The organism is Sphingomonas sp. DMC8 (assembly GCF_056314185.1).
In genome coordinates, this window is sequence record NZ_JBQUYV010000009.1 from 48082 (window position 1) to 74164 (window position 26083).

Sequence of the window (26083 nt, forward strand, 5' to 3'; positions counted from 1 at the left end):
GTTCGCCCGTCCGCCGGGGCTTCTTTCTATCCCAGCAGCCGGTTGAGCACGCCCGCTACATCATCCGGGCGATAGGGTTTCCGCAGCAGCGGTATATCGTCGTCGGAAAACCCTTCGGGCGGCGAACTATAGCCGCTGGCAAAGGCGAAGGGTACGCCACGCCGGCGTAGCGCCTCGGCAATCGGCGTGCTTCGTTCGCCGGACAGGTTTATATCCAGGATCGCCGCGTCCAGAGCCGCTTCGTCGGCCAGCGCCAGCCCCTCCGCCAGCCGCGCGGCGGGCCCGACCGGGCAGAAGCCGAGCATATCCAGAATGTCTTCGAGGCACATCGCCACGACTGGTTCGTCCTCGACGATCAGCACCCGCATGGCGGTGCTGTCGCTCATTCTGCCGTCTCGGGCAGTGGCGCGTCGATGGTGCAGACAATGCCCTCCGACCGGAAATCGATCGACACGGTACCGGCCAGTTCCGCGGCCAGCCCGCGCTCGATCATGCGTGTGCCGAAACCGCGCCGGCTGGGCGGCGCCACCCCCGGACCACCCTGTTCGGTCCACACCATCCGGAACCGCCGCCGGCCCTGTTGTTCCTCGGTATTCCAGCGGATGGTGACATGCCCTTGCGGAGTCGAAAGGCTGCCATGTTTTACGGCGTTGGTGGCGAGTTCGTGCACGGCCAGCGCCAGCGAGATCGCTGTCTTCGGCTCCAGTGTCAGGTCCGGGCCCTCGAGCACGAACCGCCCCGCGTCACCACCGTGCGGCGCCACTGCATCGGCTAGGATCTGCCGCATCGACACTGCACCCCAATGCTGGCGGGTGAGCAGATTATGCGCCTCTGACAGGGCGGCCAGCCGCCCTTCAAACGCTTCGCGGGCACGCGCAGGGTCGGAGTCGCCCTTGAAGCTTTGTTGCGCGATGCCCTGAACGATCGCCAGCGTGTTCTTTACGCGGTGATTGAGCTCGTCGATCAGCAGCCGCAGATGCGCTTCATGGCGCTTCGCCTCGGTCACGTCGCGGCCGATCGCGTGCAAACCCACCGGAATGCCGGCCGCATCGGTGGCCAGGCGCGCGTTGATTTCCCAGATCTGGCGGCCGCCGCTGCGCGCGCGGACGTTGAGCGTCAGCCGCGTCGTACCACCGCCGATCAACTTCTGCGCCAGCGCCGATCGGCTGAGGGCAATATCCTGATCGTCCAGAAAATTGCCGACCGCGCGCCCCACCACTTCGTCCTCGTGATATCCGAGGGCGGCAAGCACCGCGGGATTGACGGCGGTGATCACCTGATCGAGCGTGGTGGTCACAAGAAAATCATTCGCCTCTTCGAATATCGTCCGGAAACGCGCTTCGCTCGCGCGAAGTTCCGCTTCGGCGTTCTTGCGATCGGTAATGTCGAAGGACACGCCGACGAACCGGCTGGGCCGCTCATCGGCATAATCGATCCGGCTGCCATGGCTCTGGAGCCAGCGTTCCCGGCCGTCGCTCTGGCGGACGATGCGATATTCGATTGTGTAATGGGTGCCGTCGCGGAAGCAGCGGCGCGCATGCGCCTCGGCCATGGCGCGGTCTTGCGGGTGGATGCGCGCCAGCCAGTCGTCGAAACTGCCGGTGCCGTCGGCAGTGCGGGCCATGCCGAGCAGATCGAAGCGATTGGGAGACCACGCGCCCCGCATCGTTTGCAGGTTGAGTTCCCAGGTCGCCATACCCGCAGTTTCGGTGGCGAGGCGCAGCGTTTCCTCGCTCCGGCGCAGTGCTTCTTCCGAGCGCTTGGCGACGGTCACATCATGGGCGACACCGATAAAGCCGATATGGCGCCCCTCGGCATCCCAACGGGGTGCGGAAGTGGAATGCAGCCAGCGCCACTCGCCTGCAGCATTGCGATAGCGTCCTTCGAGCTGGAAAGGTTGCAGGCTGGCTTCGCCCGCTACGGATTGCGTCAGCACGCGCGGAGCGTCAGCGGGGTGGATGATGGTGCGCCAGTCGAAGGCCAGTGCTTCGGCATAGGGCAGACCCAAAAACGCACAATAGGCGCGGTTCACGAAGCTACGCTGCCGGTCCAGCCGCGTGACCCACACGGCAACCGGCGCGCTGTCGGCAATCAGGCGGAACTCGTCCGTATGCGCCGGGGGCGGCTCGGTCGCGGGGGGCTGCATGATCATTGCAACGGGCGGGGGCAGGCCGTCATGGCCGCTGGTCTAAATGTAACGTTCGGAGACGCAACCGAAAACCCGCCGAAATGAGGAACTGGGCCGTCATCTGGCAATGCATTCCCGGGGATGCAGGCGGAAGCCGTCTGGGGATCTGGCAACAGCGCCGACCTGCTCCCCGGGAGGGTCGCATGCACCGCCTGACAAGGAAGGTGCATGCTAACGCATATACTCGCCGGCGCGTTTCGGGGGGCGATTGCGCCGACATCACTGTTGCTAAGCGATTCCGGGCGCGCTGTTTATTCCGGGCATGCCCGATACGCATTGATCCTAGGGTGCGCAGGCCGCGACGGCGGACAGCACCGGTACCGCCCATTCGCGGCGGCAGATCAACAGATCGGGGATGCTGGTTTCGGCCTGGTTGTAGACGATGGGGGTGCCGTCGATGCGCGACACATGGAGCCCGGCGGCGAGCGCAACCGCCGCCGGAGCGCAATTGTCCCATTGGTGCTGGCCACCCGAGTGGAGATAGATTTCCGCCTCGCCGCGCACCACCGCCATCGCCTTCGCGCCCGCGGAGCCCATGCCAAGATGGACCGCGCCCAGCCGCGCACCGACATCGGCGCACAACCGGCTGGCGCGCGTCCGGCTGACCAGCATCCGCGGCGGTTGCTGTGCGGGCGATAGCGGCGGCGGCGCATCACTGCTGAGCGTCACGCCCAGCCGAGGCAGGGCGACCGCGCCCACGGCAGGGGCGCCGTTGATGGCGAGAGCGACATGTACGGCCCAGTCCTCCCGGCGCTCGGCAAATTCGCGCGTGCCGTCCAGCGGATCGACGATCCAGACGCGGCGCCGGTGGAGCCGTGCGAGATCATCGGCCGATTCTTCCGAAAGGATTGCGTCCTCCGGTCGCGCGGCGCGCAGTCGATCGAGGATCAGCGCATTCGCCTCGCGGTCGCCGCGCGCGCCGCCGGCGCAATCTGCCTGGATCGCCAGCAGCAGCGCGCCGGCTTCGTCGGCAATGGCATGGGCGAGCTCGGCGTCGTTCACAGAACCGGGCTCCACACGCCCATGATCGCCTCGACGATCTGCTCGGCGGCTTGCTCGGGCGTGGTGCGGGTGGTGTCGATATGGATTTCGGGATTCACGGGCGGTTCATAGGGGCTGGAAATGCCGGTGAAGTTGGCGATCTGCCCGCTGCGTGCCTTTTTGTAGAGCCCCTTCACATCCCGCGCCTCGGCCATTTCCAGCGGCGTGTCGATGAAGATTTCGAAGAATTCGCCTTCGGCCATCAGCGATCGTACCATCGCCCGCTCCGCCCGGAAGGGGGAAATGAAGGCGGTGAGCACGATCAGTCCGGCATCGGTCATCAGCTTCGCGACCTCGCCGATGCGGCGGATATTCTCCACCCGGTCCTGGTCGGTAAAGCCCAGATCGCGGTTGAGCCCGTGGCGGACATTGTCGCCGTCGAGCAGGAAGCTGTGCTTGCCCAGCGCGTACAGCCGCTTCTCGACGAGATTGGCGATGGTCGATTTGCCCGATCCGGACAGACCGGTGAACCAGAGCAGGCGCGGCTGCTGGCCCTTTTGCTGGGCATGTGCCTCGCGCGTGATCTCGATCGCCTGCCAGTGGACATTTTGCGCTCGGCGCAGTGCGAACTGCAGCATTCCGGCACCGACCGTGGCGTTGGTCAGCTTGTCGATCAGGATAAAGCCGCCGAGATCCTGGCTGTCGGCATAGGGCTCGAACACGATCGGCCTGTCGGTTGCGACTTCTGATATGCCGATATCGTTGAGCGTAAGGGTCTTTGCAGAGGTGCGTGCCAGCGTGTTCACGTCGATCGCGCATTCTGGCGCACGCACGACTGCGCTGACCGTCTGGGTGCCCAGCTTCATCCAATAGGCGCGGCCGGGCAGCAACTCGGTCTGGTCCATCCAGACGAGCGTCGCCTTGAACTGGTCGGCGACCTGGGGCGGGGCGTCGGCTGCGGCGATAATGTCGCCGCGCGAGCAATCCACTTCGTCGGTGAGCGTGAGCGTGATTGATTCCCCAGCGCTCGCCGCCGTGCGGTCGCCGCCCATCGCGACAATGCGGGCGATCTGGGTAGTGCGACCCGATGGGAGGATACGCACCGCATCGCCGGGGCGCACGGTGCCGTTGGCGATCAGCCCCGCAAAGCCGCGGAAATCGAGGTTCGGCCGGTTGACCCATTGCACCGGCATACGGAACGGCTTGGCGCGGTTTGCCTCTGCATCGACCACGACGGTTTCGAGATGGTCGAGCAGCACCGGCCCGGAGAACCACGGCATGGCTCCGCTGCGGGTGGTGACATTGTCGCCCTTGAAGCCCGACATAGGGATCGGGGTGAATGCCGCGATGCCGATCGAGCGGGCGAATTCGCCATAGTCGGCGACGATGGTGTCGAACACCGCCTGGTCATAGCCGACCAGGTCCATCTTGTTCACTGCGAGCACCAGATGCCGGATGCCGAGCAGATGCGCGAGATAGCTGTGCCGCCTGGTCTGGGTGAGCACGCCTTTGCGCGCATCGATGAGGATTACGGCCAGATCGGCGGTCGAGGCGCCAGTGACCATGTTGCGGGTATATTGTTCGTGGCCGGGCGTGTCCGCGACAATGAACTTGCGCTTCTCGGTCGCGAAGAAGCGGTAGGCGACGTCGATGGTGATGCCCTGTTCGCGCTCCGCGGCAAGGCCGTCGACCAGCAGCGCGAAGTCGATCGCCTCGCCCTGGGTGCCGACGCGCTTCGAATCGGATTCGAGTGCCGAGAGCTGGTCCTCGAAAATCTGCTTCGAATCATAGAGCAGCCGGCCGATCAGCGTGGACTTGCCGTCATCGACCGATCCGCAGGTCAGAAAACGCAGCAGCGACTTGTGCTCGTGCTGGGCGAGATAGGCGGAAATGTTGGAGGCGATAAGCGCATCGGGGCGATAGGCGGTCATCAGAAATACCCCTCTTGCTTCTTCTTCTCCATGCTCGCGGCCTGGTCATGGTCGATCGCACGGCCCTGGCGTTCGCTGGTGGTGGTCAGCAGCATTTCCTGGATCACTGCATCGAGCGTATCGGCACGGCTCTCGACCGCGCCGGTGAGCGGGTAACAGCCGAGTGTGCGGAAGCGGATCGAGCGCATTTCCGGCACTTCGCCTGGGTGCAAGCGGAAGCGATCGTCGTCGACCATCAGCAGCATGCCGTCGCGCTGCACTGTCGGGCGGGGCGCGGCGAAGTAGAGCGGGACGATCTCAATCGCCTCGGCGCGGATATATTGCCAGATATCGAGCTCGGTCCAGTTGGAGAGCGGGAAGACGCGGATGCTCTCCCCCTTGGCCTTGCGGGCATTGTAAAGCCGCCACAGCTCGGGCCGCTGGTTCTTCGGATCCCACCGATGCGAGGCCGTGCGGAAGCTGAAAATGCGTTCCTTGGCGCGGCTCTTCTCTTCGTCACGCCGGGCGCCACCGAACGCCGCGTCGAAGCCATGGGCGTCGAGCGCCTGTTTAAGCCCTTCGGTCTTCCAAAGATCAGTGTGGAGCCCGCCATGGTCGAACGGATTGATGCCGCGCGCTTTGGCTTCCGGATTCTGGTGGACAAGCAACTCCATGCCCGCGGCCTGCGCGGCGCGGTCGCGGAGTTCGTACATTGCCTGGAACTTCCACGTCGTATCGACATGGAGCAGCGGGAAGGGCGGGGGCGCCGGGTAGAAGGCCTTGCGCGCCAGATGGAGCATCACCGCCGAATCCTTGCCGACGGAATAGAGCATCACCGGACGTTCGGCCTCGGCGACGACTTCGCGCAGGATGTGGATGCTTTCGGCCTCGAGACGCTGCAGATGCGTCAGCGGAGAAAGGTGCGTTGCGGGTTCCATGGTGCTCGTGTGCAGCATGAAGCTGCCTCTAAAAAGCGCAACCCGCTTGCGCGATCTAGTTATTGTTTAGGGCCGAATACCTGCCCCGGCGATTGATTTACCGGGGCAGGAGCGTGCGATCAGGCGCGGTTTGGCTTGCCGACACCCGTGCCCTGCAGACCGGCGCGTTCGACTTCGGCAGGGGGATAGATGTTGCGCAGGTCGACCAGCACCGGCGCCTTCAGGCTGGCTTTGATCCGGTTCAGATCGAGCGCGCGGAAGGCATCCCATTCCGTCACGATTACCAGCGCATCGGCACCGTCGGCTGCGGCATAGGGATTGGCGACGAATTCGACGTCGGTAAGCAGCCTGCTCGCCTGTTCGACGCCTTCGGGATCATAGGCCTTCACCGTCGCGCCTGCGTCCTGCAGCGCGGCGATGATCGACAGGCTGGGCGCATCGCGCATGTCGTCGGTATTCGGCTTGAAGGTCAGGCCGAGGATGCCGACGGTCTTGCCGCGCACGTCGCCGCCCATCGCCTTTATGACCTTGCGCCCCATCGCGCGCTTGCGGGCGTCGTTGACCTGCACCGTCGCCTCGACGATGCGCAGCGGCGTTTCGTTATCGGCTGCGGTCTTGAGCAGCGCCAGCGTGTCCTTGGGGAAGCACGAGCCGCCATAGCCGGGGCCGGCATGCAGGAACTTCGAGCCGATGCGATTATCGAGCCCGATGCCGCGCGACACTTCCTGCACGTCCGCGCCCACCTGTTCGCACAGGTCGGCAATTTCGTTGATGAAGGTTATCTTCACCGCGAGGAAGGCATTGGCGGCATATTTGATCAGCTCGGACGTGCGGCGACCGGTAAACAGGATAGGCGCCGACTGATTGAGCGACAGCGGGCGATAGATTTCACGCATCACCTGGCGCGCGAACTCGTCCTCGGTGCCGACGACGACGCGGTCGGGGCGCTTGAAGTCCTCGATCGCCGCACCCTCGCGCAGAAATTCGGGGTTGGAGACGACCTTGGCGCCGCTGTCGGGTGCGACTTCGGCGATGATCCGCTCGACTTCGTCGCCGGTGCCGACCGGCACGGTCGACTTGGTAACGATCACGCTCGGCTTGGTCAGGTTTTCGGCAATTTCGCGCGCAGCAGCGAAGACATAGGAGAGGTCGGCATGACCGTCGCCGCGCCGGCTGGGGGTGCCGACTGCAATGAACACTGCATCGGCATCCTTCACGCCTTCGGGCAGGTTGGTGGTGAAGGAGAGGCGACCTGCCTTAACGTTGCTGGCGACGAGATCGGCAAGGCCTGGCTCGTAGATGGGCATCACATTCTGGTGGAGGAGCTCGATCTTGCGTGCGTCCTTGTCGACGCAGACGACTTCATGGCCGAAGTCGGAGAAGCAAGCGCCCGAAACCAGGCCGACATAGCCCGTGCCAATCATCGCAATACGCACGATTTTCCCCTCTCGCTCAGGAATGCGGATGGTTAGGAAATCGCGCTCTTAACGCAACTTGGCTGGACGGCAAGCCATTGCGGCAGATCGCCTGGCGCGTTTGGGCAACGGCAAAGCGCGAAAGGGGCTGGCGTGCCGATGGAAGAAGGTCATCCGGGCCGGTCAGCATGCCGCCATTTCGGCGGCATTTCACCGCCGGCCCGGATTGAAGCGATCGGATTACATCGGGCGGATTTGGATGCCCGTCGCGCCGTCGCGGAAGAAAAGGTTGAACGCGAACATTGTTGGTCTCCCATCGTGCGCATTGCTGCGCGATCGTTTCGTTAATGTAAATTTAACCATCGGGCAATCCGGATTCCTGCGCAATGGCCATGGGTTGCGAGAGACGGCGAAGATTCGTTTACCATTTATTCAAGGTCGGGGGCTATCGACGGAGCAATGTCGGCACGGACCTCGCCCTCGGCGCGCTCGCGGAGCGCTGCGCATGGCCCTGTCGCGCACCGGGGGGTGCCTGGGGAAGGTACGTCGCAGGCGCGCGGGGGGAACCTGTCGGCGCATTTCCCGAACCAATCCGCGGTTCTGCCCCAAGATTCTGAAAAGAATGCGGAAAAGCCGGCTTCGTGGCAGGCGCTGTTCCACTGCGAAATCGCCAATTTCGTGCTTCTTCGGCGCTATCTGGGGCGCCCGCGCGCCGATGCGCTGGGGGGTGATGTCGGCCGCACAATCCTTGCTTGCTGTCCCGATGCCCGCATCGTTTTCGCCGGGCGAAATCTTATCGAAATCGCGTTCGAGCGGCCGACCGCAGAAGCGATTGCGGCGGACGCGGAACGGATCGAATCGCTATTTGCCGAGCCGATCGACCTGGACGGTGAACCGCACCGCATTCTGCTCCGAATCGGAGGGGCGGTGGTTCCGGCGGGTGCTTGCGAGGATGTGCGCCTCACTGAGTCGGCCGAGTCGGCGCTCGACCTGGCGCGAGTCGATCATCACATCGTCCTGCTCGATCTTTCGCGTGAGGATCTGGCATTCGACCGCCTGTCGCTGATGCGGGAACTGCCCGGCGCCATCGCCAATGGTGAGATGTTCCTGCAATATCAGCCCAAGGTGCATGTCCGGCGGCAACAGGTTGCGAGCGCCGAGGCGCTGGTCCGTTGGCGCCATCCGGAGCGGGGGCTGATCCTGCCCGGAGACTTCATCTCGATCGCCGAACAGGCGGGCGAGATAGCGGCGCTTACGCTCTGGACGCTGCGGCAGGTGATTGCCGATCAGCGCCGCCTGGCAGATGCCGGCTATGATCTGCTGATCTTCGTCAATATCTCTGGCCAGTTGCTTGCGGACAAGGATTTTATCACCGCTGCCTGCGCGATCCTCGCTGCCCATCCGGAAGCCAGGCTCGGGTTTGAAATCACCGAAACCGCGGTGATCCGCGATCCCGAAAGTGCGATTCGCCATTTGCAGCGCTTCGCCGATAACGGCGTGGCCCTGGCGATCGACGATTATGGCGCCGGGCTATCCTCACTCGCCTATCTCAAGCAGCTCCCCGCCAAGGAGCTCAAGATCGACAAGATGTTCGTGACGCAGCTTACGTCCAGCAATCGCGATCCCCTGATCGTGCGCTCGACGATCGATCTGGCGCACGCATTGGAGATGGAAGTGACTGCCGAGGGCGTCGAGACGCCATCGGCGCTTGCGCTGCTCACCGTAATGGGTTGCGACATGGTGCAGGGCTATCTGATCTCGCGCCCGATCGCGCTGGATGCTTTCATCGCCTATCTTGACCAACAGGCGCATCTGACCGCTACCGGCGCAGGCCGTTCTTCTTTTGTAAGGCCCGAGAGCTTTTGGAAGCGCGCGTGATGCGGCGCATCAGGCAATGGCCGGCCTGGCTCTTGATGGCGGCGCTATTCATGATGCCGAACGTTGCCACGGCGCAAAAAATGGCTGGGCAACTGGCATCATTGTTTGCTGACGGAAAGTCTCTTCTAGTAGATGAGCCTAGCAAAGCGCTCCCATATGTCGCCAAAATTCGTGAATTCGCGAATAATTCCAATGACATTAAGCAGAGGGCGATTGCTTTAGGGGCCTCAAATTGGCTTCTGGCGGAAATAAATCTCAGAAACGGTGATTCAAAATCCGCAAAAAAATTACTATCATCTGCCCTTGATGATCTAAAATATATAGGCGGCGACTCGGGCGTTAAAGGTTATATATATTTATCACTAGGAAGCTTGTATTTTAGTGATAATAAGGCAGCTGACGCGCTGGCTAGTTTTCAGGAGGCGTACAACGTTTTTCGTGCAACAGGGGATGGTAGGGGGGAGGCTTTGTCTCTAAAGAATATAGCCGATCTATATTCTTCTGCTAGTGACAATGACCGCGCCCAGAGATATTATGCGCAAGCAGCAAGTGCATACTCTGATGACAAGATGTTAACATTATCTCTGCATAATAGCCGGGGTAATGTATTGATGGGTATGGAAAAATATGCTCAAGCGGATAGAGAGTATAATTCTGCGTTGTTGATCGCAGATAATTTCAATAGGAAAGTATTGACCGCTCTAGTATTGAGCAATATGGCGAGAAATCAAGTTGAGGCTCGCTGGTTTGCGCGTGCGGCTCAGACGCTCAAGAGGGGGTTAGATCTCACCTCATCTAGAGATTCTTTGGAACTTCGAAAAATTTTTTATGCGACGTCTGCTCGTCTGGCAATGGACCAGGGGCTGCTGGATCAGGCTCGCGAATTCATCGATAAGGCTTTTCAAGGGGTCGATATTCGCAACACTCCTGACGACTTCCGAACTTCACACCTCTACGCCTACCAAATCTACCGCGCCCTGGGCGATTACCGCCGCGCGCTTGCGCATCTGGAGGCGCTGAAGCGCCTCAGCGACGAGAGCGCCAAGGTTGCCACCACCAACAGCGCAGCGCTGATGGCGGCGCGGTTCGACTATGCCAATCAGGAACTGACGATCCAGAAGCTCACCACCGAGCAGTTGCGCAAGGCGGCCGAGTTCCAGCGCACGCTGTTCCTGGCGATCGGCGGCGCAACGCTGGTGCTGATCGCGGTGCTCAGCTTTGGCCTCGTCACCATCCGGCGCAGCCGCAATCAGGTGCGCGACGCGAACGTGGTGCTCAACCAGACCAATGCCGCGCTCGAAAAGGCATTGCAGGCCAAGACCGAGTTTCTGGCGACAACCAGCCACGAGATCCGCACGCCGCTGAACGGCATATTGGGCATGACGCAGGTGATGCTCGCCGATCCGCAGCTGGATGCCGATTTGCGCGACCGCATTGGTGTCGTCCATGGCGCGGGCGTGACCATGCGCGCGCTGGTCGACGATATTCTCGATGTCGCCAAGATGGAGACCGGCAATATGACGGTCGAGCTGGCGCCGATGGATCTGCCCGCCACGCTGACACAGGTAACGCGCATCTGGCAGGAGCAGGCGCAGGGCAAGGGGCTCGACTTCCAGCTCGATATCGCCGACGCGCCGGGCTGGATCGTCAGCGATGCCGGCCGATTGCGGCAGGTGGTGTTCAATCTGCTTTCGAACGCCATCAAATTCACCTCGGAGGGTAGCGTGGGGCTCGCCGCGCGCCGCGCCGGCACTGCGGAGGCGCCGCGGCTGGAACTGGTCGTCCACGACAGCGGCATCGGCATATCGCCGGAAAAGTTCGAGGAAATTTTCGAATCCTTCCGTCAGGCCGATTCCAGCACGACCCGTCAGTTTGGCGGCACGGGGTTGGGCCTGACGATTTGCCGCAACCTCGCCCGTGCGCTGGGGGGCGATATTCGCGTCAGCAGCACGCCCGGCAAGGGTTCTGCCTTCACCGTCGATCTGCCGTTGGTCGCCGCCGAACCGGTGGTTAACGCGGCGGTAAGCCCGGTTGGCAGCGGCGGCATGCTGGTGCTGGATCGCAATCCGATAACGCGCAGCATGATGCGCACGCTATTCGAATCGCATGTCAACGGGCTGCAGTTTGCCGCCGATATTGATGCGGCTGTGAAGATACTCGAAACGGGGGGTGTAGACCGCCTTTTGATCGATGAGGCCGCGTTGAAGGCGGGTGGCGGTGACCCTTTGGAAAAGTTGCGGAAACTATGCGCTGTCGACCCGCGCATGGTGAGCGCTGTGCTGTGGCAGTCACCAGATGTTGAGACGCAGTCTCGACTTCTGGACGCAGGGATCGGGCAAGTGATACACAAGCCCGTGTCAGGCGCGGCGCTGGTGGAGGCGATATTGCCACGAAGTTCAGAAAAATCGGGGGCACCCCCGGCGGATTCGCTTGTCTCGCGAGCGGCCTAGGGCGATAGCACACCCCGATGAAAAAGGTCGCACCCCTTTCACCAGCCCGCTGTAAAGGCGGCATTCGATGAATGTTCTCTTCATCGAGGATGATCCCATGAACCGGCGCGTCGTGAAAGACATGCTGGACGTTGCCGGCGCAACCATGGCGGAGGCAAGCTGGGCGGAGGAGGGGCTGGCACGGCTGGACGCCGAGACATTCGATGTCGTGCTGGTCGACCTGCGGATGCCAGGCACCGACGGGTTTGAGACGATCCGCCGCATTCGGGCACGGGAGGACGACAAGGCCCAGTTGCCGGTCATCGTCGTCACCGCCGATACTGCCGTTGATCTGCGTGAGCGTTGCCTGGAAGTCGGCGCGGACGATGTCCTGTTCAAGCCGGTGGCGATGGACGCGCTGTTCGATTCTATCGGTCGCGTGCTTGCCATTCGGGGCGGCGGGATGATCGTCTAGTCTAGCCCAGGGTCAGTCCTCGACGATGCGGCTGTTGCGGGCCGTATCGCGCATCGCCAGATAGGTGACGAGGGACAGGCCGATCATGGCCGTGACATACCAGTAGAAGCCGCGTTCCCAGCCAGAATCCTTGAACCAAAGCGCGACATATTCGGCCGTGCCGCCGAACAGTGCGTTGGCGACGGCATAGGGGAGGGCCACGCCCAGCGTCCGGATATGCGCGGGGAACAGCTCTGCCTTCACCACCGCGTTGATGGCGGTGTAGCCGGTGACGATCGCGAGCGCGCCGAACATCATCCAGAAGGCGAGCAACGGATCGCGTACCGTCTCCAGCGTGCGGAAGATCGGATAGGTGAGCGTAACGCCGGCAATGCCGAATGCGACCATCAGCGGTTTGCGGCCGATGCGGTCGGAAAGCGCGCCGGCCAGCGGCTGCAGCAACATGAAGCCAAGCAACGCGGCGGCATTGATTTCGGAAGCCACGGGGCGGCTGAAACCGGCGGTGTTGACCAGGAATTTCTGCAGGTAGATCGAGTAGGCGTAGAAAGCGAGCGTGCCGCCCGCCGTGAGCAGCATCACCACGGCGGCCTCGCGCGGATGGTCGAGCAGCAGCGCGCGGAAGCTGCTTTTGCGGCCGCTGGCCCGGGCGGCGGCGAAGCTGTCGGTCTCTGCCAGCCCCCGGCGCAGCCAGAACAGCAGCACGGCCAGACCGCCGCCGATCGCGAACGGAATGCGCCATCCCCATTGGTCGAGCGCAGCCTCGCTCAAGCGTGCCTGAAGCACCAGCAGCACCAGCAGCGCGACGAGCTGGCCGGCGATCAGCGTCACATATTGGAAGCTGGAATAGAAGCCGCGATGCCGCCGCCCTGCCATTTCGGAGAGGTACGTCGCGCTGGCGCCATATTCGCCGCCGACCGACAGGCCCTGCATCAGCCGCGCGAGGACGAGCAGTATCGGTGCCGCCACCCCGATTGTCCCATAGCCGGGTGTGAGGGCGATCAGCAGCGAGCCTGCGCACATCAGCGTCACCGACAGCGTCAGCCCCGCCTTGCGGCCGTGGCGATCCCCATAGACGCCCATCAGCCATCCGCCGATCGGGCGCATCAGGAAACCGACGGCGAAGACGGCGGCGCTGTTCAGCAACTGCGTCGTGCGGTCACCGGCGGGGAAGAAGTGCGGCGCGAAATAAAGGGTGAAGGCCGAATAGGCGTACCAGTCGTACCATTCGACCAGATTGCCGGCCGATCCGCCGATAATCGAGCGCAGCCGGGTTTGGGGGACGGGCTGATCCATCCGCTTTCTATATGCAGAGCTCCGCCCGCCGGGAAGTGACGTGCAGGGGGATGACCGCCACCTCGGCGAGCGGAGCCGATCGCGCCGGAGACCTACCGAGCGATATCGTAAAAGGCATTGAGGGCATGTTTCGGGCAGCGCGGATATGGATCGTCGCGGCGTTGCATCAGGCCTCCTGCGTTGTGGCGCCTTGTCTGGAATGTCCGCGATGCAGCGGGATTTCGATATGTTGCGTCAGCTCGCAATCGGTAACCGCACGCGCACCCTGCCGCCGCCGCCGCTGCGGCGCATCAGGGCAATTTCACCTTCGTGGAAATCGACGATGCCGCGCACGATTGCGAGGCCCAGGCCCATGCCGCCCGTCGCCCGGTTGCGCGATGTTTCGCCGCGTACAAAGGGCGCGAACAGGCGCTCGCTGGTCGATGGGTCGAAGCCGGGGCCGTCATCATCGACATCGATCACGACGAAGGGCCATTTGACGTCCCAGCTTATCCTGGCGCGCTCGCCATAGCGCACCGCATTGCCGATCAGGTTGGAGAACAGCGCGCGGATCGCGGCCGAGTCCGCGCGCAGTACTACGCGCGGGCCGGCTACTACCGACACGGGGGTGCCGGTGGTTGCCATATCGTCGGCCAGACTCTCGATGGCGCTGCCCAGATCGAGCATCACCGGATTCATCGGGGTGCGGTCGTCGCGGGTAAAGCGCAGCGTGGCGCTGAGCATTGCCCGCATCTCGTCAATGTCTGCCCCTGCGCGATCGCGTGCCGCATCGGGCAATTGCTCGATCCAGAAGGCGAGGCGGGAAAGCGGCGTACCGATATCGTGCGCCATGGCTGCCAGCATGGCGGTGCGGTTTTCCGCCTGTTGGAGGATGCGGGTCTGCATCGCCGCCATCGCGCCGGCCAGTTCGCGTACTTCACGCGGACCTTCGATGGCAATGGCCACGGGCGCGCCCAGCCGCGCGCGCTTGGCGGCTTCGGCCAATCGCCGCATCGGGCGCGAAATGCGTCTCGCGAAGGCCCAGGCGCCCAAAGACAGAATGCAGAGCGTCGCGAGCATCGCGCTCAGCGTCGCCATGTGCCAGCGCGAAAGCGAAGGCGGCGGTGGGCTGGAAACCACCGTCCAGCCGTTGCCTGAGCGCATCGCGATGGTGAAGCCGCCCAATATGTCCTGTTCGGGATCATCGACCGGCCACTGGTAATAGCCGCGCAACTGGTTGGCGGGTACCGGCACCATTGCGGCGATGGCTGCATCGCGCTCGGGGGCGGGACGTTCGCCGCTGCGGCCGATCCGCGCGTTCAGGTCACGATGGCTGACGACGACATGGCCGTGCGCCAAAGCCGGTTCGCGGCCCGTACGCAAAGCCTCGGCGATTCGTTCGATGGCGACCTGGGCAGATCCGGGGGGCGGTCCGCGGAAGGTGACGACGAATTGGACCAGCGTGACGATCAGCGCCGTTGCGATCACCAATACCACCATGGGCACGACGATCGAGCGGGGGCGAGTCATCTAACGGCGTTACCGGGTCACTTCGGCGATGAACATATAGCCTTCGTTGCGAATCGTCCGGATGAGTTCGTCGCTGCCGGGGCGCGCCAGCTTCTTGCGCAGCCGGCTCATCTGCACGTCGATCGCGCGGTCGAAATGTTCGGCATTGCTGCCTCGCGAATAATCGAGCAGCGCGTCGCGGGTCAGCACCCGACGGGGCCGCTCCACCAATGCCAGCAGCAGCCGAAATTCGCCGTCGGAAAGGTTGATCAGAACGCCTTCGGGATCAAACAGCTGGCGCCCGATCGGGTCGAGCCGCCAGCGGGCGAAACGCAGAAAGCCCCGTTCGGGCTCGCGGGGCATGGCGGTGCTGCCGCTGACGCGGCGCAGGACCGAGCGAACGCGCGCGAGCAGCTCACGCGGATTTGCCGGCTTCGCGATATAATCGTCGGCGCCCAGCTCCAGCCCGACGATCCGGTCGACATCCTCGCTGATTACCGAATGGAGAATCACCGCCGGCCCGTCATTGCGGTCCATGGTGCGCAGGATCGAAAGACCGTCCTCGCCGGGCATCATCACGTCGAGCACGACCAGCGCATAGCTTTGCGAATCGAGCGCCGCGCGCATTGTTGTGGCATCTTCGGCCGTGTCGACGACATAGCCGTGCTGGGACAGGAATGCCGCAGTCAGCTCGCGGATACCGGCATCGTCATCGACGATCAGGAGGCGGGTTTCGAGGTCCAAAGCGTAGGCTAGCTGATTCATCTTCGCAAAATTGCCCGACGAATCTATCGCCAGCATGTCGCCGCTGCAATCCGGTGCAATCTGGCCCGGTGTGGCTGTGGTGTCACACTATGCTGGTACCGGGACCAAGCTTTTCCTTGAATTTTGCCATTGCCGCTGATAGGTGGCCCGAACGACGCCGCAACCTTGGTTCCGGCGAACCCCTTTCTATTCAGATCGATCGGAGCTGTACGGCCTTATGCAAATCATCGTTCGCGACAACAATGTCGACCAGGCGCTGCGCGCGCTCAAGAAGAAGCTGCAGCGTGAGGGCGTCTATCGCGAGATGAAGCTGCGCCGTCATTACGAAAAGCCCAGCGAAAAGCGCGCGCGTGAGCGTGCCGCTGCCGTGCGTCGCGCCCGCAAGCTGGAGCGCAAGCGCATGGAGCGCGACAGCGCCCGGTAATACCGGCCACCGGGCCGATTCGGCCCGGCGTTGCACCATCTTTCGTCGTGACCGGGCAGCATGATGCCCGCCAGGGAGCCCTGCCATGTCCGTGACCGCCGTTCCGCTCCAGCCCGTCAAGGGTAGCTACAAGGTCTGGATCTGGCTGGGCGTTCTGTTCGCCGTGGCTGTCGCCGTCGCGCTGGCCTGGACCGGCACGCGCGCGCCGGCGGTGGCGCATTATTCGGACGACCAGTTCCTTGCCTGGAACAAGAATCAGGCGGGCGTGCAGACGACTGCCTCGGGTCTTCAGTACAAGGTGATCGAAGCCGGCGAAGGCCCCGCCGCTTCGGATGGCGATGGTGCCAAGCTCGAAATTCGCGGCGTGCTGCGCGACGGCAAGGAATTCCAGCCGCATGCATCGATGCCGATGCAGGTCGGGCAGCCGATGATCCCCGGCTTCACCGAAGGCGTGAAGCTGATGAAGAAGGGCAGCCATTACCGCTTCTGGCTGCCGCCTGCGCTGGGCTATGGCGCCGCGCCGAGCGCCGACAATGAGCTGGCGGGCAAGGTTCTTGTTTTCGACGTGAAGATGCAGGAACTGATCCCCAGTGCGGTGCTGCGCCAGATGATGATGCAGCGTGGTGGTGGAATGCCGCAGGGCGGTGCGCCGGAAGGACAGCCGGTCCAGTAATCCCGCGCTTGATCGCGAATCGAAAAAGCCCGCGCCGTCTGGTGCGGGCTTTTTGCAGTCCGGGGCTATTCTGCGGGCGTGGAAAGAAAGCGCCGCTCCGCACCGTCGATGCACAGCGCGGTGAGCACGCCGCTGGCATAGGCGCCGGTATCGATGCCGATGCGATTCGGCCGCACATCGGGTTCGATGACGACGGTGTGGCCGTGCACCACCAGCGCCCCGAAATCGGCATTGCTCGACAGGAACTCCTGCCGGATCCAGCGCATGTCCGAAGGCGCCTGTTCCGCCAGCGCCACGCCGGGCCGCACACCGGCATGGACGAACCAGTAATCGCCGATCGCGAAGCTGTCGGCCATGTCGCGCAGAAACTGCTGGTGCTCGGCCGGGATGGCCGCTGCCAGCATCGCGATGCCGCCCTCTGGGCCAGCCTCGATCAGCGCGAACGGGTCGATTCCGTAGCTTTCCGCCATTTCCTGCCCGCCAAACCGCATCCAGTTCGGAATTTCCTCCCCCTCGCCGTCGAGGATGCGCAGCAGCATTTCTTCGTGGTTGCCTGCCAGGAACACGGGGTTGGGGAGCGTGTCGCGGATCGCCAGCAGCCGGTCGATGACACCACGCGAATCAGGGCCGCGGTCGATCAGGTCGCCGAGGAAGATGATATGGTCGTGCTGGCGGGGCAGGTCGCTGCGTTCGGCGGCAATCAGCGCCAGCAGATGGTCGAGCAGGTCCAGCCGGCCATGCACGTCGCCGATGGCGAAGACTCGGGTGCCTTCGGCTACGCGGAACGTCCGGGGAGGTGCGCCGGCGAAGCGCTGCAAGATCGATCGAACCAGGCCCATGGCCGTCCCCGTTACTCCTGCCCCGGGCCGCCGCAAAGGGCTCGGCGGCTCAACCCGCCAGCCGGACCGGCTCGCTGCGCGCTGGCACTGGCGGCTGGTCCGGCCAGATGCCCCGCGTATCATAGACCAGCTTGCCGGTGCGTTCGTCGAGCGGCACGGATTTGAAAATATCGTGGTCGACCAGCACGATGAAGATCGGGCAGGTTTCGATGGCGGTATCGATGTCGACCAGCCGCGCCCCAGTGGCGGCGAGCGCGGCGGGCAGCGTCTGGGCGTAGGGTTCGACGATGCGGACGCGCTCGCCGTGCCGCCGGGCGATAGCCTCCGCCACCTTGAGGGCGGGGCTTTCGCGGAAGTCATCGATATTCGCCTTGAACGCCAGTCCCAGGCAAGCGATCGGCGCATGCGGCAGGCGGTCAATCAGCGCTTCGGCGCGGGCAACGCTATAAGCGATCTTGCCGTCATTGACTTCGCGGGCGGTGCGGATCAGCGGCGTGTTGGCCGGGTCCGAATGGACGAGGAACCAGGGGTCTACCGCGATGCAATGGCCGCCGACACCGGGGCCCGGCGACAGAATGTTGACGCGCGGATGGCGGTTCGCGAGGCGGATCACTTCCCACACATCGACGCCCATGCCCTCGGCCACGATCGAGAGTTCGTTGGCAAAGGCGATGTTGACGTCGCGAAAGGCGTTTTCGGTGAGCTTGGTCATTTCCGCAGCGCGGGCCGAGGTGGTGACGCAGGCACCGCGCACGAAGCGGCGATAGAAATGCAGCGCCTTGCGGGCGCAGCGCGGCGTGATGCCGCCGATGACCCGGTCATTCTCGATCAGCTCGACCAGAATGCGGCCAGGCAGCACGCGCTCGGGGCAATAGGCAATCGCGACGTCGGCGCTTCCGGTGCAGTGCCCCGGCACCTTCAGATCGGGGCGCAATTGCGCGAGCAAAGCTGCCACCTCTTCGGTGGTCCCGACCGGCGAGGTCGATTCGAGGATGACGACATCGCCCGCCTTGAGCACGGCCGCGATCGTCGTCGCGGCCTTCAGCACATAACCGATGTCAGGGGCATGGTTGGCGCCGAAGGGGGTTGGCACGGCGATGACGAACACATCAGCCGGCTCGATCTGCAGCGCGGCGCGCAGATTGCCGCGGGCCACCACGCCGGAGACGAGGCCGTCGAGATCGATCTCCTCGATATGCACGCGGCCCGAATTGACGGTTTCCACAACCTGCGGATCGACATCGATGCCGAGCACCTGCGCGCCGGTGCGGGCGATGACCGCGGCGGTGGGCAGCCCGATATAGCCCAGCCCCAATACTGCGATCTTCGGTTCCGCCGTTACAGTCACCATGGGTTCCCCGCCTTGCCAATCCGGCGGCAACCTTGCCCGGCAAGGGTTAAGATATCGGTAGAAGGCCGAAATCAGCCCTGTGCGAGGCCAAAGTCTCGAGCGATGATGTTGACGATGCGAGCGGCGGCGTGGCCGTCGCCAAAGGGGTTATGGGCGCGCGCCATCGCGCCATATGCCTGGGCGTCGTCGAGCAGACCGGTTACGCCTGCGACGATGCGGCTGGTGTCGGTGCCAACCAGCCGCGCGGTGCCGGCTGCGACGCCTTCGGGCCGCTCGGTCGTCTCGCGCATCACCAGCACCGGCTTGCCGAGCGCAGGTGCTTCTTCCTGCACGCCGCCCGAATCGCTGAGCACGATGTCCGCCATGCCGAGCGCGCGGATGAAATGCGGGTAATCGAGCGGTTCGATGCGAGCGACGTTGTCGGCATCACCGAGCACCCGGTCCATCACCGTCACGACGTTCGGATTGGGATGGACCGGGAAGAGCACCGCAACATCGGGCCGCGCGGCGATCTGCCGGATGGCGTGGGCGATGGCCTCCATGCCGCCACCGAAATTCTCGCGGCGGTGGGTGGTGACGAGCACGATCCGCTTGCCGGCAAAGCGCGCTGCGATCGGGTCCAGCCCGGCGGCAAGCGCCGGCTCCGCATCGATTCGCGCGCGCGTGGCCAGCAGCGCGTCGATCACCGTATTGCCGGTGACGTGGATGGTGTCCGCCGCGATGTTCTCGGCCTTGAGCGCAGCCGCTGCGGTTTCCGTGGGGGCGAAATGCTGGTCGGCGATCGGTGCGACGATGCGGCGATTCACTTCCTCGGGCCAGGGCTGATAGATGTCGCCCGATCGCAGCCCTGCCTCGACATGGCTGACCGGCACCTTGCGATAATAGGCGGCGAGCGCCCCCACCATGGCGGTGGCGGTGTCACCCTGCACGATCACGCGGTCGGGCCGCGTTTCGTCCAGTGCGCCCCCCAGCCCCGTGAGCAAGCGCGCCGTGAGTTCGTCGAGCGTCTGGCCCGGCGTCATCAGGTCCAGGTCGAGGTCCGGCCGGAGCCCGGCAATGGCAAGCACCTGGTCCAGCAGCTCGCGATGCTGGGCGGTGACGCATGTCTGCACGTCGAAGCCGGGGTTGGCGGCAAGCGCCTGCACGACCGGAAACAGCTTTATCGCTTCCGGGCGGGTACCGAAAATCACCAGAATGCGTTTGCGTTCCTGCGTCATCGGGGCGGGGATAGAGCGACAGTCGTCACCATCCCGTTACGGCCGCCGCAAGAATTGCTACATTGCTGCAGCGCGGCTATGCCACGCTGGAGTATTCAGGGGAAAAGTGCGTATGACGATCAAGCCGTTGCGAAAGGCCGTTTTTCCTGTGGGTGGTCTGGGAACCCGGTTCCTGCCTGCGACCAAGGCAATGCCCAAGGAAATGCTGCCGATCGTTGACCGTCCGCTGATTCAATATGCGGTGGACGAGGCGCTGGAAGCCGGGATCGAGCAGATGATCTTCGTCACCGGGCGCGGCAAGACGGCGATCGAAGACCATTTCGACATTGCCTATGAGCTCGAGAACACAATGATCGGGCGCGGCAAATCGCTCGAAGTCCTCGATGCCACGCGGCTGAAGCCGGGCGCTGTCGCCTATGTCCGCCAGCAGGAACCGATGGGCCTGGGCCACGCCGTGTGGTGTGCCCGCGACATCGTCGGCGACGAGCCGTTCGCCGTGCTGCTTGCCGACGACTTCATGGTGGGGCAGCCGGGCTGCCTGAAGCAGATGGTCGAGGCCTATAACAAGACCGGCGGCAACCTGATCTGCGCCGAAATCGTGCCCGACGACCAGACGCACCGCTACGGCATCATCACGCCGGGCGCACAGGATGGCGCCCTGACGGAAGTGAAGGGGCTGGTGGAAAAGCCCAAGCCCGGCACCGCGCCGTCGAACCTGTCGGTGATCGGCCGCTACATTCTGCAGCCGGAAGTGATGCGCGTGCTGGAAAGCCAGGAAACGGGGGCCGGGGGTGAAATCCAGCTGACCGATGCCATGGCGCGGATGATCGGCACCCAGCCGTTCCACGGCGTCACCTTCGCCGGCAAGCGCTATGATTGCGGCGACAAGGCCGGTTTCATCCAGGCCAATCTCGCCATCGCACTCGCCCGCCCTGACATCGCGCCTGCGGTGCGCGAATTCATGGCAACCGTGCAGCTCTGATCCGGCTGCCGCGCGCAGCGGCGAAACAAAATCACAGGTACAAGGGTTCGGTCTGGCATGAAGCCGATCGACCCCGTTTCGCCCGCCGCGCCGGCTCCCTCCCGCCATCTGCTGCTCGAATGCGCTCAGTTCGTCCGCGAATTGAGCCTTTTCGCGCGCAGCATGGTGGGCGCCCCCCGGTTATTGCGTCCTGTGCGGCGGGGCCGCTGGCGGGGCCCGCGCGTGCTGGTTCTGCCGGGGCTGCTTGCCAATGATGCGTCGATGCGGCCCTTGCGACTGGCGTTGCGGGCGCGTGGCTATCAACCCTATCGCTGGTGCCTGGGGCGCAATCTGGGCGTCACGCCCGATTTGCTCGACCGGCTCGATGCGCGCGTGCGGCGGTTGCAGCGCCATGACGGGCGGCCGCTGATCCTGGTCGGCTGGAGCCTGGGCGGCCTGATCGCGCGCGAATATGCCAAGCGGGCGCCGCACCGCGTGGCAGCCGTGGTTACGATGGGCAGCCCCTTTTCGGGCGAGATCGGCAATATGCTGATCGCCCGGCTCTATCACTGGGTGGCGGGCCACCCGGTCTCGGCAATTCCGATCCCTTGTGCGCTGGCAGAAAAGCCGCCGGTGCCCACGGCTGCAATCTGGTCACGCTGCGATGGCGTGATCCCCGCGGCGGCAGCGCGCGGCGCCAGTGGCGAGGCTAATTTCGGGATCGAAGTGGCGTGCCCGCATCTGGGCTATCCTGCCGACTCCGCCGTGCATGATGCGGTGATCGCCGCGATCGCCCGGTGTCGCGCGGTCGCGGCACTGGGCGTGCGGCCGGAGGATCAGGCGCGGACGATATTCACGCCGGTCACGCCCGCGCGCCCACAGGCATTGCGGGTATCGACCACCAGCCGCGCCGAACGGGCCAGCGCGGCATAGTCGAACGCATCATGGTCGGTGGCGATCAGCACCGCGTCATAGCCTGCCAGTGCCGCCTCATCCCACGCCACGCCATAGCGGTGATTGAGGGTGGGATGTTCGCGCGTGGCGTCGATCTGGGCGATATGCGGATCGAAGAAATCGGCCGCAGCGCCGCGTGCCTCGATCAATTCCATCAGTCGTAGCGCCGGGCTCTCGCGCAGATCGTCGACATTCTTCTTGTACGCCACGCCCAGCACCAGAATGCGTGCGCCGCGCAGCCCGCGGCCGAAACGCGCGTCGAGGGTGTCGGCCAGCACCTGCACGACATGGCGTGGCATATCGGCATTGATCTGCCCCGCCAGCTCGATGAAGCGCGTGTGCTGGTCGAATTCGCGGGCTTTCCAGGTCAGGTAAAAGGGATCGATGGGAATGCAATGGCCGCCCAGACCCGGCCCCGGATAGAAGGGCATGAAGCCGAACGGTTTGGTTTTCGCCGCCTCGATCACTTCCCAGACATCGATGTCCATCGCGGTGAAGATCAGCTTCAGTTCGTTGACGAGCGCGATGTTGACGGCGCGGAACACGTTTTCGGTGATCTTGACCGCCTCGGCCGTCGCCGCCGAAGAAACCTGCACGGTTGCTGGCACGACGTGACGGTATAGCGCCAGCGCCAGCCCTGCCGAGACCGGATCATCGGCGCCCACTACCTTGGGTATCCGGGTGGTGGACCATTCCGCGTTGCCCGGATCCTCGCGCTCGGGCGAATATGCCAGGAAGAAGTCCTTGCCGGCTACCAGTCCGCCGGATTCCAGGATCGGCTGCATCACTTCGCGGGTGGTGCCGGGATAGCTGGTCGATTCGAGGATCACCAGCTGGCCGCGCCGCAAGGTGCGGGCGATCGCCTCGGTCGTGGCCTCGACATATTGCAGATCGGGTTCGAGATGGCGCGTCACCGGCGTCGGCACGCAGATCAGCACGACATCCACCTCGCCCAGTCGCGAGAGGTCCGATGTCGCATCCAGCCTGGCCTTTTTGACCAGCGGCAGCGTGCGTTCGGCCGGCATATGCTTGATGTAGCTGGTGCCGTCCTTCAGCGCCTCGACCTTGGCAGGGTCCATATCGAAGCCGAGCACCTTGCAGTTCGCCTCGGCAAAGGCGACCGCGAGCGGCAGGCCGACATAGCCCATGCCGACCACGCCTACTTTCACGCGCCTGGTCTCGATCTTCGCCTGCAGCTTCAGCCCATGGGCCGGCCATTCGATGCTCATCCGATCCCCACTCGCGCCTTTGGTGTTTGCGAAGCCTATGAACGCAAAGGGGTTTCAGCTTTGATAATGGGCAAGATACCAGTGGACGAACTGCGCCACGCCCTGTTCCGGTGTGGTTGACGGGGCATAGCCGGTCAGCCGGCGCAGCAGATCCGAGGACGCTTCGGTCGCGGGTACGTCGCCCGGCTGCATCGGCAGGAAATTCTTGATGGCGGTTCGGCCCAGTGCCCGCTCGGCGGCGGCGATATAGTCCATCAGCTGCACGGGGCGGCCGGCACCGATGTTGACGATGCGGAAGGGCGCCACCGGCGACAGGTTGTCGCCTTCGACCGGCATGTCGCCCGGCACGGCATCGATCAGCCGCACGATCGATTCGGCCAGATCCTCGACATAGGTGAAGTCGCGGACCATCGCGCCATTATTGTACACGTCGATCGGCTCGCCCGCGAGAATCGCGCGGGTGAACTTGAACAGCGCCATGTCGGGCCGCCCCCAGGGCCCATAGACAGTGAAGAAGCGGAAGAACGTCATCGGCGTGCGGAACAGATGGGCATAGCTGTGGCCCATCAGTTCGGTCGCACCCTTGGTCGCCGCATAGAGGCTCATCGGCGTCGCGGTGCGCTGCGTCTCGCCGAAAGGCATGTCGGTGTTGGCGCCATAGACCGAACTGGTCGAAGCGGCGAGCAGGTGGCGCACCGGATGGTGCCGCGCCAGTTCCAGCAGGTTGAACGTGCCGACGACATTGGTGCCGACATAGCTGGCGGGATGATCGATGCTGTACCGCACCCCTGCCTGCGCGGCGAGGTGGATGACGATCTCGGGGCGGAACTCGGTCCAGACCGCCGCCAGCGCATCGCGGTCCTCGATCGACACCCGCGCGACCCGGAAATGCGGATGATTGGCGAGCACGGCGTTGCGCGCTTCCTTCAGCCCCACGTCGTAATAATCGGAGAAGTTGTCGACGCCCAGCACCGTCGCCCCGGCCTGAAGCAGCCGGCTGGCGGTGTGGAAACCGATGAAGCCGGCCGAACCGGTGATGAGCACGCGCGGAGCAGTCATGCCGCGCCCCTTAGCCGAGTCGCGCGCCGCCGCAAGCGGGGCAGCCCGGATCCTTGGACAGGCGCAGCGTCCGGAACCGCAGCGCCAGCGCGTCGACCAGCAGCAGCTTGCCGGCGCTATCCTCGCCAAAGGGTGTGATGCCGCGAATCGTCTCGAGCGTGGCAAGGCTGCCGAGCACGCCGGTAACGGCGCCCAGCACGCCTTGCTCGGAACAGCTTACCCCTTCGCGTTCGGGGTCGTGACCGACGAAGCAGCGATAACAGGGCTTGTCCGCTTCCCAGCCGCGGAATGTGGCGAGCTGGCCTTCAAATTCCGCGACTGCGGCGGACACCAGCGGCATGCGCAGGTGCAAGGCCGCGTCGGCGACCGCTAGGCGCGTGGCGAAATTGTCGGTGCCGTCCAGCACCACGTCATGGCCCGCCAGAAGCGCTGCGGCATTGTCCGCCTGGATTCGGTCGGACACGGTGACGATTTCGACATGCGGGTTGATCGCGCGCAGCCGCGCACCGGCCGCCTCGACCTTGGCCCGGCCGATTTCGTCGGTGTCGAAGAGAATCTGGCGCTGGAGGTTCGAACGCTCGACACGGTCGTCGTCGACGATGGTGAGGCGCCCCACGCCAGCTGCGGCGAGATACTGCAAGGCCGGTGCGCCGATACCGCCTGCCCCTACAACCAGCACCTTTGCCGCCTTCAATCGCGCCTGCCCCGCGCCGCCGATCTCGCGCAGGATGATATGGCGGGCGTAACGGTCCAGCTCCGCGTCGGACAGCGTCATTTCGGCCAGGTGAAGGTGATGGTCGTGCGATACCATTGGTCCGCGCTGGCCGTGCGCGGCAACAAATTGGCGCGGGCAAAGCCGGCGACCAGTGCCGAGGCATATTGCTCGACCGTCGCGCACTGGATCGCGCGGGGCACGGTGGTGCGGATATTGTCCTGCACATCGACCAGCACGGCGACGTCCACCGCGAGCGACTGGCCCGGGCCCACTGCGATCGGGCATTTGCGGTTGGTCGCTTCATTCGCGACAAAGGCCAGCATCTCCGGCGTAATGACCGGCGGCGCGCGATAGGGCAGCGGCGGCAGTGCGTTCCAGTCGATGGTCCAGGTCTGCGTCGCCTGCGGTACCCCTCCCGGCCCGCCAACCATCATCGCCAAGGCCAGCGCGACACTCATACGCCCGTCGATCCAAACCCTCCGGCACCGCGCCCGGTGGTGTCGAGCGCGTCGACTTCTTCCAGCGTGGCATGCTGGACCGGCGCGGGAACAAGCTGTGCGATCCTGTCTCCGCGCGCGATGGGGAAGGGCGCGTCGCCGAGATTGGCGAGGATCACCTTCACTTCACCGCGATAGTCGCTGTCGATCGTGCCCGGCGTGTTCAGGCAGGTGATGCCATGCTTCAGTGCAAGGCCCGAGCGCGGGCGCACCTGCACTTCATAGCCGGCGGGAATCGCCATGGCGAAGCCGGTGGCGACAGCATGGCGCTGGCCGGGCGCGAGCGTCAGCGCCTCGGCTGCAACCACGTCCATGCCTGCCGCGCCTTCGGTAGCATAGCGGGGCAGGGGCAGCCCCTCGCCATGGGGCAGGCGTTGCAGGGCGATGCGGATCGGCGGGAGCAT

The 26083-nt window shown here is 64.3% G+C and carries 25 protein-coding genes; 8 read left to right on the forward strand and 17 right to left on the reverse strand.

Translation table 11 applies throughout. From position 1 onward, the window contains the following. Window positions 1-26 precede the first annotated feature (26 nt). The 6 genes from ACT53K_RS17050 to ACT53K_RS17075 all read right to left on the reverse strand — a co-directional run bounded on the left by ACT53K_RS17050 (window position 27) and on the right by ACT53K_RS17075 (window position 7453). Window positions 27-386 (reverse strand): response regulator, encoded by a 360-nt coding sequence (locus ACT53K_RS17050; RefSeq protein ID WP_476229918.1) that lies wholly within the window; start codon window positions 384-386, stop codon window positions 27-29. After that, a complete protein-coding gene (locus tag ACT53K_RS17055) occupies window positions 383-2146 on the reverse strand; it encodes a PAS domain S-box protein (RefSeq protein ID WP_476229919.1) in 1764 nt (587 codons plus the stop codon). The genes ACT53K_RS17050 and ACT53K_RS17055 overlap by 4 nt, the downstream gene beginning before the upstream one ends. A 324-nt stretch (window positions 2147-2470) precedes the next feature. After that, a complete protein-coding gene (locus ACT53K_RS17060) occupies window positions 2471-3190 on the reverse strand; it encodes a 3'(2'),5'-bisphosphate nucleotidase CysQ (RefSeq protein ID WP_476229920.1) in 720 nt (239 codons plus the stop codon). Continuing rightward, window positions 3187-5100: a sulfate adenylyltransferase subunit CysN gene (gene cysN, locus ACT53K_RS17065; RefSeq protein ID WP_476229921.1), complete on the reverse strand. Its 1914-nt coding sequence runs from the start codon at window positions 5098-5100 to the stop codon at window positions 3187-3189. The genes ACT53K_RS17060 and cysN overlap by 4 nt, the downstream gene beginning before the upstream one ends. Beyond that, window positions 5100-6035 carry a sulfate adenylyltransferase subunit CysD gene (gene cysD / locus ACT53K_RS17070; RefSeq protein ID WP_476229922.1) on the reverse strand — a complete coding sequence of 312 codons (936 nt, stop codon included), beginning with the start codon at window positions 6033-6035 and terminating at the stop codon, window positions 5100-5102. Before cysD ends, cysN begins: the two co-directional genes overlap by 1 nt. 101 nt (window positions 6036-6136) lie before the next feature. Beyond that, complete coding sequence (locus ACT53K_RS17075) at window positions 6137-7453, reverse strand: UDP-glucose dehydrogenase family protein (RefSeq protein ID WP_476229923.1); 1317 nt, start codon at window positions 7451-7453, stop codon at window positions 6137-6139. A gap of 132 nt (window positions 7454-7585) precedes the next feature. Here ACT53K_RS17075 and ACT53K_RS17080 point away from each other — a divergent pair, with 132 nt between their 5' ends. From ACT53K_RS17080 to ACT53K_RS17095, 4 genes are all read left to right on the forward strand, one after another. Continuing rightward, window positions 7586-7780, forward strand: a complete 195-nt coding sequence (locus ACT53K_RS17080; RefSeq protein ID WP_476229924.1) for a hypothetical protein — start codon at window positions 7586-7588, stop codon at window positions 7778-7780. 330 nt (window positions 7781-8110) lie between these two features. Beyond that, window positions 8111-9310: an EAL domain-containing protein gene (locus ACT53K_RS17085; RefSeq protein WP_476229925.1), complete on the forward strand. Its 1200-nt coding sequence runs from the start codon at window positions 8111-8113 to the stop codon at window positions 9308-9310. Continuing rightward, window positions 9310-11760: an ATP-binding protein gene (locus tag ACT53K_RS17090; RefSeq protein ID WP_476230006.1), complete on the forward strand. Its 2451-nt coding sequence runs from the start codon at window positions 9310-9312 to the stop codon at window positions 11758-11760. The genes ACT53K_RS17085 and ACT53K_RS17090 overlap by 1 nt, the downstream gene beginning before the upstream one ends. Before the next feature lie 67 nt (window positions 11761-11827). After that, window positions 11828-12214 carry a response regulator gene (locus ACT53K_RS17095; RefSeq protein ID WP_476229926.1) on the forward strand — a complete coding sequence of 129 codons (387 nt, stop codon included), beginning with the start codon at window positions 11828-11830 and terminating at the stop codon, window positions 12212-12214. A 12-nt stretch (window positions 12215-12226) separates the two neighbouring features. Here the strand turns inward: ACT53K_RS17095 and ACT53K_RS17100 are convergent, their stop codons facing one another. From ACT53K_RS17100 to ACT53K_RS17110, 3 genes are all read right to left on the reverse strand, one after another. Further along, a complete protein-coding gene (locus ACT53K_RS17100) occupies window positions 12227-13507 on the reverse strand; it encodes an MFS transporter (protein WP_476229927.1) in 1281 nt (426 codons plus the stop codon). Between the two features lie 234 nt (window positions 13508-13741). Continuing rightward, window positions 13742-15016: an ATP-binding protein gene (locus tag ACT53K_RS17105; protein WP_476229928.1), complete on the reverse strand. Its 1275-nt coding sequence runs from the start codon at window positions 15014-15016 to the stop codon at window positions 13742-13744. Between the two features lie 9 nt (window positions 15017-15025). Then, complete coding sequence (locus ACT53K_RS17110; RefSeq protein WP_476229929.1) at window positions 15026-15760, reverse strand: response regulator; 735 nt, start codon at window positions 15758-15760, stop codon at window positions 15026-15028. Window positions 15761-15977: 217 nt separating this feature from the next. Here ACT53K_RS17110 and rpsU point away from each other — a divergent pair, with 217 nt between their 5' ends. Next, window positions 15978-16184, forward strand: coding sequence for a 30S ribosomal protein S21 (gene rpsU / locus ACT53K_RS17115; RefSeq protein ID WP_010545388.1), 207 nt, complete (start codon window positions 15978-15980; stop codon window positions 16182-16184). An 85-nt stretch (window positions 16185-16269) separates the two neighbouring features. Further along, on the forward strand, window positions 16270-16857 hold the full coding sequence (locus ACT53K_RS17120) for an FKBP-type peptidyl-prolyl cis-trans isomerase (RefSeq protein WP_476229930.1): 588 nt from the start codon (window positions 16270-16272) through the stop codon (window positions 16855-16857). A gap of 65 nt (window positions 16858-16922) precedes the next feature. Here ACT53K_RS17120 and ACT53K_RS17125 read toward each other — a convergent pair whose 3' ends face one another. From ACT53K_RS17125 to wecB, 3 genes are all read right to left on the reverse strand, one after another. Beyond that, window positions 16923-17696 carry a metallophosphoesterase gene (locus ACT53K_RS17125; RefSeq protein WP_476229931.1) on the reverse strand — a complete coding sequence of 258 codons (774 nt, stop codon included), beginning with the start codon at window positions 17694-17696 and terminating at the stop codon, window positions 16923-16925. A 49-nt stretch (window positions 17697-17745) separates the two neighbouring features. Continuing rightward, window positions 17746-19044 (reverse strand): UDP-N-acetyl-D-mannosamine dehydrogenase, encoded by a 1299-nt coding sequence (gene wecC, locus ACT53K_RS17130; RefSeq protein WP_476230008.1) that lies wholly within the window; start codon window positions 19042-19044, stop codon window positions 17746-17748. Window positions 19045-19118: 74 nt separating this feature from the next. Continuing rightward, a complete protein-coding gene (wecB, locus tag ACT53K_RS17135; RefSeq protein ID WP_476229932.1) occupies window positions 19119-20264 on the reverse strand; it encodes a non-hydrolyzing UDP-N-acetylglucosamine 2-epimerase in 1146 nt (381 codons plus the stop codon). Window positions 20265-20376: 112 nt separating this feature from the next. Between wecB and galU the strand changes: the two genes are divergently transcribed. Both galU and ACT53K_RS17145 read left to right on the forward strand, forming a co-directional pair. After that, window positions 20377-21246 carry a UTP--glucose-1-phosphate uridylyltransferase GalU gene (gene galU / locus ACT53K_RS17140; RefSeq protein WP_476229933.1) on the forward strand — a complete coding sequence of 290 codons (870 nt, stop codon included), beginning with the start codon at window positions 20377-20379 and terminating at the stop codon, window positions 21244-21246. Window positions 21247-21303: 57 nt separating this feature from the next. Then, window positions 21304-22158: an alpha/beta fold hydrolase gene (locus ACT53K_RS17145; RefSeq protein WP_476229934.1), complete on the forward strand. Its 855-nt coding sequence runs from the start codon at window positions 21304-21306 to the stop codon at window positions 22156-22158. Here the strand turns inward: ACT53K_RS17145 and ACT53K_RS17150 are convergent. Genes ACT53K_RS17150 through dut form a run of 5 tightly spaced genes read right to left on the reverse strand, consistent with a single transcriptional unit; the run spans window position 22062 to window position 26083 of the window. Then, complete coding sequence (locus ACT53K_RS17150) at window positions 22062-23408, reverse strand: nucleotide sugar dehydrogenase (RefSeq protein WP_476229935.1); 1347 nt, start codon at window positions 23406-23408, stop codon at window positions 22062-22064. The genes ACT53K_RS17145 and ACT53K_RS17150 overlap by 97 nt on opposite strands. A gap of 54 nt (window positions 23409-23462) precedes the next feature. Further along, complete coding sequence (locus ACT53K_RS17155) at window positions 23463-24467, reverse strand: NAD-dependent epimerase/dehydratase family protein (protein WP_476229936.1); 1005 nt, start codon at window positions 24465-24467, stop codon at window positions 23463-23465. Window positions 24468-24477: 10 nt separating this feature from the next. Further along, on the reverse strand, window positions 24478-25242 hold the full coding sequence (locus ACT53K_RS17160) for a HesA/MoeB/ThiF family protein (protein ID WP_476230010.1): 765 nt from the start codon (window positions 25240-25242) through the stop codon (window positions 24478-24480). Beyond that, complete coding sequence (locus ACT53K_RS17165; protein WP_476229937.1) at window positions 25239-25640, reverse strand: hypothetical protein; 402 nt, start codon at window positions 25638-25640, stop codon at window positions 25239-25241. Before ACT53K_RS17165 ends, ACT53K_RS17160 begins: the two co-directional genes overlap by 4 nt. Beyond that, window positions 25637-26083, reverse strand: coding sequence for a dUTP diphosphatase (gene dut, locus ACT53K_RS17170; protein WP_476229938.1), 447 nt, complete (start codon window positions 26081-26083; stop codon window positions 25637-25639). Before dut ends, ACT53K_RS17165 begins: the two co-directional genes overlap by 4 nt.